This is a genomic window from Endozoicomonas sp. ONNA1 (assembly GCF_024606325.1).
Classification (GTDB): domain Bacteria; phylum Pseudomonadota; class Gammaproteobacteria; order Pseudomonadales; family Endozoicomonadaceae; genus Endozoicomonas_A.
Genome location: NZ_JAHHPN010000606.1, coordinates 1 through 12,202, shown reverse-complemented (window position 1 = coordinate 12,202; position 12,202 = coordinate 1). Strand labels below are relative to the sequence as shown.

General features: G+C 49.3%; 9 protein-coding genes. All 9 read right to left on the bottom strand.

The genetic code is table 11. The features are described from left to right. Positions 1 to 161: 161 nt before the first annotated feature. On the bottom strand, positions 162 to 1,439 hold the full coding sequence (aroA, locus tag KDK19_RS13925; protein WP_257288576.1) for a 3-phosphoshikimate 1-carboxyvinyltransferase: 1,278 nt from the start codon (positions 1,437 to 1,439) through the stop codon (positions 162 to 164). 136 nt (positions 1,440 to 1,575) lie between these two features. After that, entirely contained in the window at positions 1,576 to 4,305 is a 2,730-nt protein-coding gene (secA, locus tag KDK19_RS13920; protein WP_257279937.1) for a preprotein translocase subunit SecA, read from the bottom strand. A gap of 435 nt (positions 4,306 to 4,740) precedes the next feature. Then, positions 4,741 to 5,676 (bottom strand): M23 family metallopeptidase, encoded by a 936-nt coding sequence (locus tag KDK19_RS13915; RefSeq protein ID WP_257279938.1) that lies wholly within the window; start codon positions 5,674 to 5,676, stop codon positions 4,741 to 4,743. Between the two features lie 366 nt (positions 5,677 to 6,042). Then, entirely contained in the window at positions 6,043 to 6,957 is a 915-nt protein-coding gene (gene lpxC / locus KDK19_RS13910) for a UDP-3-O-acyl-N-acetylglucosamine deacetylase (protein ID WP_257279939.1), read from the bottom strand. A gap of 93 nt (positions 6,958 to 7,050) precedes the next feature. Next, complete coding sequence (gene ftsZ, locus KDK19_RS13905) at positions 7,051 to 8,244, bottom strand: cell division protein FtsZ (RefSeq protein WP_257279940.1); 1,194 nt, start codon at positions 8,242 to 8,244, stop codon at positions 7,051 to 7,053. A 188-nt stretch (positions 8,245 to 8,432) separates the two neighbouring features. Beyond that, positions 8,433 to 9,671: a cell division protein FtsA gene (gene ftsA, locus KDK19_RS13900; protein ID WP_257276280.1), complete on the bottom strand. Its 1,239-nt coding sequence runs from the start codon at positions 9,669 to 9,671 to the stop codon at positions 8,433 to 8,435. A gap of 97 nt (positions 9,672 to 9,768) precedes the next feature. Next, positions 9,769 to 10,542 carry a cell division protein FtsQ/DivIB gene (locus KDK19_RS13895; protein ID WP_257279941.1) on the bottom strand — a complete coding sequence of 258 codons (774 nt, stop codon included), beginning with the start codon at positions 10,540 to 10,542 and terminating at the stop codon, positions 9,769 to 9,771. Continuing rightward, positions 10,514 to 11,539 carry a D-alanine--D-alanine ligase gene (locus KDK19_RS13890; protein ID WP_306671316.1) on the bottom strand — a complete coding sequence of 342 codons (1,026 nt, stop codon included), beginning with the start codon at positions 11,537 to 11,539 and terminating at the stop codon, positions 10,514 to 10,516. The genes KDK19_RS13895 and KDK19_RS13890 overlap by 29 nt, the downstream gene beginning before the upstream one ends. A gap of 2 nt (positions 11,540 to 11,541) precedes the next feature. Then, the coding region (locus tag KDK19_RS13885; RefSeq protein ID WP_306801347.1) for a glutamate ligase domain-containing protein at positions 11,542 to 12,202 on the bottom strand (661 nt) is incomplete at its 5' end.

Genomic DNA, 12,202 nt, shown 5'->3' with positions numbered 1-12,202 from the left:
TCTTGCGCCTTATAGTTTGGCTGGTTACGCCTTCAATCTTGGCGAGCTTTGTAGCTGAAACCCACAAGATAAATTCACCTTCTAATGATTTATCTTGTGTCTAGCGTAATTGACTTTGCGATTGTTGCAATTTTATTTGACTGTTCGCACTTTGTTATTAATTACTCAACAATTTCTTTAAATATCTGGAAATAGTTCGGAAAGGTCTTTGAAGTACAACCAGGATCATTGATGGTAATTGGGCTACCACCGAATGCCGCCAGGGAAAAACACATGGCCATTCTGTGATCGTCGTAGGTATCTATGACTGCAGACTTAACCATTTCTGGAGGATTAATCACAATGTAATCTTCACCTTCTTCCACTTCGGCTCCGACTTTACGAAGCTCAGTCGCCATCGCTGATAGCCGGTCAGTCTCTTTAACCCGCCAGTTGTAGATATTTCGAATAGCCGTCTGCCCACTGGCGAAAAGAGCGGTAGTCGCAATGGTCATGGCCGCATCCGGGATATGGTTCAGATCAACATCCACACCCTTGAGTTCACCTTTCTCTACTTCAATCCAGTTGTCACTCCACGTAACTTTAGCGCCCATTTGCTCAAGCACTTCAGCAAAACGGGCATCGCCCTGAACACTGGCATCACCGGTACCATGAACCCTTAGTTTGCCTCCGATAGCGGCCGCAGCCAGAAAATAAGAGGCCGAGGAAGCATCTCCTTCCACCATAATTTCGCCCGGGGAACGGTAGGTCTGCCCCCCTTCCACGACAAAGCTCTGGTATTCATTATTCAGAACATTCACACCAAAGCGACTCATAACCGAAAGGGTGATGTCGATGTAGGGTTTGGAAACCAGTTCACCATCAATGTTAATGATCGTTTTGCCTGATGCTAATGGGGCTGCCATCAGCATGGCAGTCAGGAACTGACTGGAGATATCGCCCCTGATGCTGACGTCTCCCCCCTTAAGACCCGAGCCTGAAATTTTCAGAGGCGGGAAGTTTTCCTTACCCAGGTACTCAATGTTTGCACCAGCCTGTTCAAGACAGTAAGTCAGATCGCCGATGGGTCGCTCATACATTCTGGGCTCACCCGTCAGAGTGTATTCACCTTCCCCCAGAGACAAAGCCGCCGCCAATGGCCTCATGGCAGTACCCGCATTCCCCAAAAACAGAGTCAGACGTTGACCAGAGCCCAACGGACCAGCTACTCCAGTGATTTTACAAACAGTATTGCTGTCTGACAGTTGATACTGAACACCCAGCGCTTTCAGAGCTCTGAGCATATAGCGAACATCATCGCTATCCAGAAGATTGCTGATGGTCGTTGTACCTTCTGCCAGCGCGGCAAGCAGTAAAATACGATTGGACAGGCTTTTTGAGCCAGGAATAGACACCTCCCCTTGCACGCGGGAGATGGGCTTTAAAACGAGTTGCTCCATTGGACTTCTTAACTGGCCGAATGATAGGAGGCAACGATTATACCGCAATACATCCATAAATCAGCCGGTGTTAAGCAGTCCATAAAAGAAAACAGGCCGTAAAGCGGCCTGTTTTCTTTTATGGAAGCAGTCAGTATCAGACAATCTTACCGTGACACTGTTTGTACTTCTTGCCAGAACCGCAGGGACATGGTTCATTTCGGCCAACTTTACGGCTTTCACGAACGAAAGGTTCAGTCAAACCTTTTGGCGACTCATGCTCTTCCACGGAGTTCTCTGCCATACCCTGAGCCTGGTCATGCTGGAACTGCATACGACGAATCAGCTCCTGGCGACGCTGTTCTTCCAATTCCTCAGTTTTATCATCCTGCTGAACCTGGACATGAGAGAGGATACGAATGGTGTCCGTTTTGATATCTTCCAACATGGACTGGAACAATTCAAAAGCCTCTCGCTTGTATTCCTGCTTGGGGTTCTTCTGGGCATAGCCTCTCAGGTGAATCCCCTGACGCAGATGATCCATGGTCGCAAGATGCTCTTTCCACTTGTCATCCAATACTCGCAACAGGATATGCTTCTCGAAGTTCCTCAGGGACTCGTCTCCCGCCAGCTCTTCTTTCCGCTTGTAGCTGGAGACTACCTCAGCCAGAATTTTCTCTCTCAGGCCTTCTTCTTCCAACTTGTCGTCTTCATCCAGCCACTTCTGGATCGGCAACTGCATAGCCAGTTCGGCCCCGAGCATCTGCTCAAGACCTTTTACATCCCATTGCTCTTCAAGACTCTCGGGTGCAATATGCTGGGAAATGACATCGCTGACCACTTCGGCTCTCATGCTGTCGATGCTCGACTGCACATTTTCAGAATTCAGAAGCTCATCACGCTGCTTATAGACCACTCTTCGCTGGTCATTGGCGACGTCATCGTATTCCAGCAACTGCTTTCGAATATCGAAGTTACGACCCTCAACCTTGCGCTGGGCTTTTTCAATCGCATTGGTCACCATTCGGTGCTCAATGGCTTCACCTTTCTCCATACCCAGTGCTTTCATGAAGCTCTTCACCCGTTCAGAGGCAAAGATACGCATCAGGTTATCTTCTAGAGACAGGTAAAAGCGGGAAGAACCCGGGTCACCCTGACGACCGGATCGACCACGCAGCTGATTATCGATTCGACGGGATTCATGACGCTCAGTACCGATTATATGCAGACCACCGGCTTCCAGTACTACCTTATGGCGCTTGTGCCATTCGGCCTTGATCTGATCTTCCTGTTCCTGACTCAAATTTTCAACCGCAGAGAGCTCGGCTTCCCAGCTGCCGCCCAGAATAATGTCAGTACCACGACCCGCCATATTGGTAGCAATAGTAATCGCACCTGGTCGACCCGCCTGGGCTATGATCTCGGCTTCTTTCTCGTGGAATTTGGCGTTAAGAACATTGTGAGGAATCCTGGCCTTGTTCAAGGCATTGGATAACAGTTCGGAAGCGTCAATGGATGCAGTCCCCACCAGAACTGGACGCCCCCGTTCAACGGTTTCCTTGATATCTGCAATGATTGCCTCGTACTTTTCTTCGATGGTCAGATAAACCAGATCGTTACCATCCTCACGCACCATAGGTTTATGGGTCGGAATAACAATAACGTCCAGTCCATAAATCTGGCGAAGCTCAAACGCTTCTGTATCCGCTGTACCGGTCATACCAGAAAGCTTTTCATAAAGTCGGAAGTAGTTCTGGAATGTCGTGGAGGCCAGTGTCTGACTTTCAGCCTGTATATTAAGCCCTTCCTTGGCCTCAAGTGCCTGATGCAGACCTTCAGAGAGACGACGGCCCGGCATGGTTCGCCCCGTATGCTCGTCTACCAGCAGCACTTCGCCGTCGGCTACGATGTACTCAACATTGCGCATGAACAGTACATGTGCCTTCAGTGCCGCATTCACATGATGAAGCATATTCAGATTATGAGCAGAATAGAGACTCTCACCTTCAGGCAGTAATCCCAGTTTCTGCAATTGCTCTTCAATAAACAGATGACCGACCTCAGTCAGTTCAACCTGACGAGTCTTTTCGTCCAACAGGTAATGACCGGTTGGCTCTTTATCTTCTTCAAGCTCTTCTTCCTGCTTTTTAAGCTGAGGAGCCAGCTTGTTCATCTGCTTGTAGAGTTCAGAAGAATCTTCCGCTGGACCGGAAATAATGAGTGGCGTTCGGGCTTCATCAATCAGGATCGAATCCACTTCGTCGACAACGGCATAGTGCAATTCACGCTGAAACTTATCTTCCTTGCGAAATGCCATATTGTCTCGAAGATAATCAAAGCCAAACTCGTTGTTGGTACCATAGGTAATATCAGCTTGATAGGCTGCTCTTTTCTCTTCAGGAGACTGCTGAGGAAAGACTACACCAACTGTCAGGCCAAGAAACTCATAGAGAGTACTCATCCACTGGGCATCACGACGAGCCAGATAATCGTTGACGGTAACAACATGAACACCCTTACCTGTAATAGCATTCAAGTAGACAGGCAATGTCGCCATCAATGTCTTACCTTCACCGGTTCTCATCTCGGCAATGCGACCTTCGTGAAGAGTAATGCCACCGATCAGCTGGACATCGAAGTGCCTCATACCCATGCTGCGCTTGCTGCCCTCCCTGACAACAGCAAAGGCCTCCGGCAGCAAAGCGTCCAGATTTTCGCCCTGTTGATAGCGATCCTTGAGCAACCGGGTCTTGCCCCGGAGCTCTTCATCGTTGAGACCAGACAGTTGATCTTCTATGGCATTGATCTGCTTGACCAGTTTGCCCATGCGTTTCAGCTGGCGATCATTCCGGCTACCGATAATTTTTTTGACTAACGAAGCTAACATAGATTGGTTACAGTCTCACTCTGATTCCGGGGCTGCCTCTCTTGCCGACAATCCCGGGTGGGCGGACAAGCTAAAGAACAGCCAAATATTTTATGACAATCACACAAAAGTCTCATCCATATTAGCTATAAATCTGCCCCTGAATGCTTAATAAACCATAAACGTTAAGCTCAAGATGGATATTTATTGACTGACATCAACGCCAGACACTTCTAACGAGTCGAATTAAAAAGCGGAAAATCCGCACTTTAAACCAACCAGGAAGGATATAAGGACAGAAAAGATGCATTTCAAGGGCGGGAAACTATTTTTCGTCACCGGCTCAGACACTCCAAAATCAATGCTCGGTTCGCGCAGTTCATTGAACAAAAAAGTCACAAAACAGAACCGGAAGTATCAGAAAAAATAAACAGCACATTACCTATTTTGGGAGAGTTACTTACTGACCCGATAAATGTAGCGCTGAGGATCCACATGTTTACCATTTCGAATCACTTCAAAGTGGACATGCGGACCTGTTGAACGGCCTGAACTTCCTACTTTTGCAATAACCTGACCACGGGTAACGATGTCACCCACCTTGACTTTGTTGACCTGACTATGGGCATATCGAGTTACGTAGCCATTACCATGATTTATCTCAACCATAAGACCATAGCCAGAACGTTCACCCGACCAGGTGACAACACCAGCAGCCACAGCAATGACGTCGGAGCCATTTACTGCGGCCATATCAATACCCGAATGCCAAGATAGCTTTCCGGTAAAAGGATCTGCTCTCTGACCAAAACGAGAAGAGAGCCAACCTTTCCTGACAGGAAGTCCCGCTATGAAGACATCATCACTCATGGCTCTGCTGGAGACCAGACTGGTCAGAATATCAAACTGCTGTTCTCTGCTATCTATCTGCTCGGAAAGTTGATCAATGGCATCAATAAGTGGAGGCTTTGAATAGAGAGATTTGTTAAAAGGTAAGGCTTCCGGCCCGCCAATAGCTGGCACCTCATCGAAGGAAAACTCGCCATCATTGAGATTCGCAGCCACGGTAAGCCTCTCTCCAACCGCATCCAGCCGGGTAATCCGCCCCTGCAACTCAGCCAGACGAATAGTCAGGGCATCAATTTGACGCTCTGCAGCGAGACGCACATTTTCAACTTCTTTCCTTTGTCCGCTCAGGGTTGCCCGCCATTGCTGCAAGCCTTCTTCGGTCAGGACAACACCAGGTTTTGAATTAAGGAAAAGATAGGTAATTCCTCCACCCAGCATCATGCAGAGAGAAATCGCCGAAAAAGCAGCCAGTGCCAGCCGCTTGCCTGTGACTCTGAACGACTGCGTCCGAGAGTGATCCTGCTTTACAACAATGACTTTCATTCGAGGAAGCCCTTTACTCCCAACGGTTTTAAGTTATTCACTCATTATTATGGAAATCACTGCCTAACGCCCGGGCTTCAATGCAGAAGGCGATAGAGCGTCATATCCATAACCTGCCCTGAGACAGAACAAGACCCTTCAGTCTTGGAGAATTGACTCAATTTCGGACGCAATGATGAACTTCGGTAAAAAAGTCATTTTGCTGTCTCTCTGCTATATCCTTGATCCTTGTTTTTTCGCTCTTGGCCCTTCAGATTAAGATAGCCACTTAAACCAGACGCTACATTCAGCCAGCACGACTTCAAAAAAGGTCGCCACAGCGACCTTTTTTGAAAAGTGATCAATGATCAATCCCCCGCACAAGGGTTAAGCGGTAACCGCAGCTGGCTTGAGGTAGGAAATCGGCGCTACTTCAGTATTCTCGAATGTCACCACCTCCCAAGCTTTTTCATTCTCCAGCAGAGAACGAACCAGCTTGTTATTCAATTCGTGTCCTGATTTGTAGCCCACAAACTGTCCAACCAGGCTATTGCCAAGCAGATAAAGGTCACCGATGGCGTCCAAAATCTTGTGTTTGACCAGCTCATCGTGATAACGCAAACCGTCCTCGTTCAGAATGCGGTAGTCATCAACCACTACTACGTTATCAACGCTGCCGCCCAGAGCCAGATTCTGTGAACGCAGGTACTCAACGTCACGCATAAATCCGAAGGTACGGGCCCGACTGACTTCTTTTACAAAAGAGGTGCTAGAAAAATCAATCTCAGAGGTCTGTGAACGACCTTTGAAAACAGGGTGGTCAAAATAGATAGTAAAGCTGACTTTAAAGCCGTCATAAGGCTTAAAGGTAGCCGTTTTCTCGCCATCAGTGACGGTGACTTCCTTCTTGATACGGATAAATTTCTTGGCCGCCTCCTGCTCCTGAATACCAGCAGACTGGATCAGAAAAACAAAAGGCCCGGCACTACCGTCCATAATCGGCACTTCATGGGCGCTAACTTCGACATAGGCATTGTCGATACCCAGCCCCGCCATTGCCGAAAGAAGATGTTCAACGGTATCTACCCGGACACCATCCTTCTGCAAAGAGGTGCACAGGGTTGTTTCTCCGACATTCTCTGCACGAGCAGGTATTTCCACCACAGGATCAAGATCTGTGCGACAGAAGATAATGCCAGTATCGACGGGAGCCGGTTTAAGAGTCAGATAGACTTTTTCACCGGAATGTAACCCCACTCCCGTAGCTCGAATAATATTTTTCAGGGTACGCTGTCTGATCATGATAACGCTATTCCGCGACCTCTAAGGCCCCTGTTATTTGAATGCAACGACTCATTGTAACAAAAGTTACATATGACACAACCGGTCATTCATTCAATCGGCTTGTCGACGCAAAAACGCCGGTATATCAAGGTAATCCACATTGTCAGATGATGGCGCCTGCCTGCGGGGCTTTTCATTTTCCTCAACCTTGGGCTGTTCAGCAGCTTTATTGCGAACACGAGGAGGAATATCGAGCTCCTTGAGATTCAGGGTACCATCTGGACGGACCGCCTTGGGCTTGGAACCTTCAACCACTTTAAGAGACTGATCCTGCTCCCCACCAGCGTCTCCCAGACCGGTCGCAACAACAGTCACTCTCAATTCATCTGTCATTTCCGGATCAATAACTGTGCCCACCACGGTGGTGGCATTATCTGAAGCAAATTCACGCACTGTATCACCTACTTCGTGGAATTCACCTACAGAAAGATCCAGGCCCGCAGTAATATTAACCAGCACGCCACGAGCCCCCTGAAGATTGACATCCTCCAGGAGAGGGCTGCGGATAGCACGCTCAGCCGCTTCAATCGCTCTGTTACTGCCTGTAGCAGAGCCAGTGCCCATCATAGCCATGCCCATTTCAGACATAACTGTACGAACGTCAGCAAAGTCAACGTTAATCAGTCCGTCACGGGTAATCAATTCCGAAATACCCTGAACTGCGCCTAACAGAACGTCATTGGCCGCACCAAATGCGTTCAGCAGACTGACATCACGCCCCAAAACCGGCAGAAGGTTCTCGTTAGGAATACAGACCAGAGAATCTACGCTCTCCTTAAGTTGATTCAGACCCTCTTCAGCCACTGCCATTCTGCGACGACCTTCGAAAGAAAAGGGCTTGGTCACCACTGCTACGGTCAGAGCACCCATTTCCCTGGCAATCTCAGCCACAACCGGTGCTGCTCCGGTGCCTGTCCCCCCACCCATGCCGGCGGTGATGAAAACCATGTCAGAGCCCGCTAACACTTCAGCAATCCGGTCTCTGTCTTCCATTGCAGCATCACGACCGACCTCCGGATTTGCCCCAGCACCGAGACCGCGAGTAATGTTAGCCCCCAGCTGCAGATGGGTATGAGCCTGAAGGTGCTGTTTTTTCAGAGCCTGAGCATCCGTATTGGCACAGACAAACTCAACGCCTTCCAACCGACTGTTCAGCATGTGACAGACTGCGTTACCGCCACCGCCACCAACGCCTACTACCTTTATCACCGCTTCCTGCGGAACATTATCCACCAGTTCAAACATGGCTCTCTCCTTTCTGTCACCGTAAACAGGATATTTTCTGAATATTCATTACCACAACACCACGATTACTTTCCTGTAAGAACACCCTGTAAAATGGTCATTTGCACAAGGTACTCCTACTTCACAAAAGACAATCCATTCACTGTCTTCTGTAGCGATCATTTCTGCTGATGGCGACTGCCCCTCAATCAGAACTGACCCTGAAACCATTTTTTAAGCCTATTAAGCAGACTTTCTTCCTGTCTGCCGAAGCTGGCCGTTTCCCTTCGCCCTTCCTGCTGAGCTTTCAAACCATAATGAAGCAGGCCGACACCTGTTGCATAGATAGGATTGCAAACGACATCTGTCAACCCCTGAATGGCCTGAGGCACACCGAGCCTGACCGGCATGTGAAAAATTTCTTCTGCCAGGTCTACAGCACCTTCCATTTTGGACGTACCACCAGTCAGCACAATACCGGCTGGAATGAGGTCTTCAAAACCACTTCGTCTCAATTCCGCCTGAATCAGCGTAAACAGTTCATCGTATCTGGGCTCAACTACCTCTGCCAGCGACTGTCGTGACAGTTCTCTGGCCGGCCTGTCTCCAACACTCGGAACTTTGATCATATCTTCAGCGCGAGCCAGTTGGGTGAGGGCACAGGCGTATTTAATCTTAAGCTCTTCAGCATGCTGTGTGGGCGTTCTCAGAGCCATAGCAATATCATTGGTGACCTGATCACCCGCTATTGGAATAACAGCCGTATGTCGTATGGCTCCCTCAGTAAAAATAGCAATATCGGTAGTACCACCGCCAATATCTACCATGCATACACCGAGCTCTTTTTCATCTTCTGAAAGCACGGAATAACTCGAAGCCAGCTGTTCCAGAATAATGTCGTCTACTTCCAGACCACATCGTTTAATACAGTTCTCAATATTCTGCGCCGCATTGACGGCACAGGTCACCAGATGCACTTTCGCTTCCAAACGCACACCTGACATACCCAGTGGCTCTTTCACTCCTTCCTGGGTATCAATCACATATTCCTGAGGCAGAATATGGAGAATCCGCTGATCTGCGGGAATAGCAACAGCCTGAGCGGCATCAATCACCCTGTCAACATCGGCACTGGTCACCTCTCTCTCCCTGATAGCAACGATTCCATGAGAGTTCAGACTGCGAATATGATTACCTGCGATGCCGGCGTACACAGAGTGGATCTGACAACCAGCCATCAACTCAGCCTCTTCCACCGCTCTTTTAATGGCATGGACCGTAGAGTCGATATTAACCACAACACCTCGCTTCAGACCCCGCGAAGTGTGGGAGCCGATCCCGATCACTTCCAGCTGACCATCTGCGGTTATTTCACCCACAATCGCTACAACCTTGGAAGTGCCAATGTCGAGTCCGACGATTAAATTTCCGTTATCTGCCGCTGTCATGGCATCTATCTTCCCAAACCACCCTGACTGAAAGAGTCAGTGCGCCGAACCCAACACTCCAGTGTTGCCACGAAAACGCATAACAATGTTTTCATGACTATTTCCAGGCCACCGAAGCCCCATTCAAATAGCGCAAATCAACGCGCTTTACATCCTGCCAGCGATCATCAAGCCTTGCATGATATAGCCTGATAAAACGCTGCAATCTTTCCATTCTGCGATCACGTCCAAGATTGACATCAACATGATCCACCTTCAGCCACCAGGAATATGTCGTACTGAGCCTCAATTCCCGGACAGTTACCCCCAAAGGCCTTATTACCTGACTAAATGCCAGGTATTGCTGCATTACATCCTGCGAACGATCTTCCAGCCCTGCCAACTTGGGCAGCTTACTGAAGGCCTCCAGAGACCCCGGTCTGAAGACTTCTCCGTCTTCATCAATCAAACCGTCATCCTGCCAGCGGGCAATCGGTTTTCGTTCTTCCAGCCTGACTATCAGAGTATCTGGCCACTCCCGACGTAGACTGGCTTCCCTCACCCAGGGCATATCCAGAACAGCCCTTCGCATCTTTTCCAGGTCAAGGTAAAAAAAACGGTTGACCAACCAGGGGGCCAGCCGTTTTTCAACATCACCACGTTCCAGATAATTGAACGTAGAACGCACTTCCACCCGTGCTATCGGCTGATTAAGCCACATCATCAACGTCGGCCAGATCCACAGAACAGTCCCGGCCAGAGCGCAGACAACAGTCAACCCAAAGCAGCGCTTCCATGGAATGAAACGAGCCTGCTTTTTGTCTCTTGCCACACTCGCCCGACGGCTCCGCTTGCCAGAGTTGTCAGATAGCTTCTGATTCAGTCTGAACAAGCTCGTTGCTTTCCTTTATTCCAGGCTCTTTCTGGCGAGCCGGTGACAGGGACGACTTCAGAATCTCCAGAACCAATGCTTCGAAACACAAACCCACTGACTTTGCGGCCATAGGAAAAAGACTTGTCTCAGTCATACCGGGCACAGTATTAACCTCAAGCAGCCAGAATTGCCCTCTCTCGTCCTGCATAAAATCAACTCGCCCCCAGCCAGAGCAGCCCAGTGTTTCGAAAGCGGTCAGAGCCAGTGCCTGAAGCTCTTGCTCTTTGCTTTCAGACAGGCCACAGGGCAAGTGGTATTGAGTATTCCCTGAGATATACTTGGCGTCATAGTCATAAAAAGACTCTGCCGACTCGATTCGAATAGCAGGCAGAGGCTGCCCGTTAAGAATCGCTACGGTAAATTCAGGACCATCAATAAACTGCTCCACCAGCACGCCCCCCCCGTATTCTGAAGCCTGCTCCCAGGCTGGAAGCAGATCCTGCTCCTGATCCACTCTTGAGATCCCTACGCTGGAGCCTTCCAGACTGGGTTTTACGAAAGCCGGTAATAACTCTGCACAGCAGTCCAGGCTTTCAACCCGTTCAATCAGCATAAAATCCGGAGTGGGTAAACCCACCGCCTGCCAGAGCAGCTTGCTTCTGTATTTATCCATCGCCAATGCTGAAGACATGATGTCACTGCCCGCATGGGGAATATCCATTTGATCAAGCAACCCCTGCACCGTACCATCCTCGCCGCGGGGACCATGCAGGGCAATAAAAACGCGATCAGGCTTCTGTTCAACCAGCTGACTGACCAGCCCGTCGACAGGATCAATACAACAACATTCTATGCCACTGTTTTGCAGGGCTTCAAAGATTCGTGTACCTGATGCCAGACTCACTTCACGTTCGGCCGAGCAACCACCCAGTAACACGGCTACCTTACCGAGCACTTTTCTTAGCTTTTGGCTGTCTGCATCGATGGCAACTTGCCCCTGATCTTGGCTGTACATCTTCAAGCTACCTTTCCGTCCCGAGTTATGTCTGCCAGTTTTTTACCCAGCTCTGTCGTCAGCCTCACAGCCAAAGCACCGATGTCTCCGGCACCCTGAGTCAAAACAAGGTCGTTATCTTGAACAACACCTTGCAGAAACTTGCTTACTTCATCGGGATTGGAGATAAAAATGGGCTCCAACTGGCCTCTCTGACGAATGCTTCGACAGAGGCTTCGTGTGTCTGCACCCGGAATCGGATCTTCTCCTGCCGGATAGACTTCCATCAAAAGCAAGACATCAACCTGGGACAGCACTTCAACAAAATCCTCGTAAAGATCTCGGGTTCTCGAATAGCGGTGTGGCTGATACACCATTACCAGCCGCTTGTCTGGCCATCCAGCCCGGATAGCCTTGATCGTTGCCGCCACCTCTGTCGGGTGGTGCCCATAATCGTCAACGAGCATCATCCGGGCAGACTCAGTCTGAAAATGTCCCTGCACCTGGAATCGTCTGCCAACACCCTGGAATTGCCTGAGCCCCTCACAGATGACGTCATCGGGCATACCTTCATCCGATGCCACGATAAAGGTGGCAAGCGCATTGAGAACATTGTGACGGCCAGGTATATTCAGCTCAACTTTTACCTTTTTGTTGTCGTGAGATTTCCGCTCGAGCTCAAAA